The 609-nt window shown below is 51.4% G+C and carries 2 protein-coding genes; both read right to left on the bottom strand.

Features of this window, described 5'->3' with window-relative positions; translation table 11 throughout:
• Window positions 1-98: 98 nt before the first annotated feature.
• Window positions 99-266 carry a hypothetical protein gene (locus ACT6R0_RS18635; RefSeq protein WP_444667455.1) on the bottom strand — a complete coding sequence of 56 codons (168 nt, stop codon included), beginning with the start codon at window positions 264-266 and terminating at the stop codon, window positions 99-101.
• A gap of 89 nt (window positions 267-355) precedes the next feature.
• Window positions 356-490 carry a hypothetical protein gene (locus tag ACT6R0_RS18630; RefSeq protein ID WP_444667453.1) on the bottom strand — a complete coding sequence of 45 codons (135 nt, stop codon included), beginning with the start codon at window positions 488-490 and terminating at the stop codon, window positions 356-358.
• Between the last annotated feature and the right edge of the window lie 119 nt (window positions 491-609).

Genomic DNA, 609 nt, shown 5'->3' with positions numbered 1-609 from the left:
CATGTCAGGGAGTGTATCAAGCGTGCCTCCACTTTTGGTGTCTAAGTCTTTCCTTATCTTTTTAACGCCAAGTGTGATGCAAAGTGGTGAATGTCATGTTATGATGATGATGATGATGATGATGATGATGATGACCTGTTACGCGCATCAGTGCGGCGGCATATAATCACATCATCATCATCATCATCATCATCATCATCATCATCATCACTGCATGGCATTTGCCAACATGCAATACACCTGATACCGATGCGTTGCTGCAGCATACTGCTGCAAGCTGAGGGTCGCAAATGAAACCTGTCATTTGAATCAGTGCACCGGTCCACAAGGTCAGACCAGCTGGGAGCGGTGCTGGTCAGAGCAACTCCAGCTGTGCTGTTCCGGTTGGGCGCATCCCCACCACATACCTGGCCGCAGGGGCCGCATATGAAGTTGCACCCAGGCTGTGCCACACTGCGACCAGAGCAGTACAGCGTTGGCTAGTAGCCATGGACAGGACAAATGCTGGTGAGGAGGCTGCAAGTGCTCTGACGCAGGTACGGGCTTAGCCCGAAGCCAGAAGTACAAGAATGTTTACGGAACACGCAAGAGAAGCGGCAGCACGTCATG

The sequence above is a fragment of the Flavobacterium sp. genome (assembly GCF_052437795.1).
GTDB lineage: Bacteria > Bacteroidota > Bacteroidia > Flavobacteriales > Flavobacteriaceae > Flavobacterium.
This window is presented reverse-complemented; position numbering and strand designations above follow the sequence as displayed.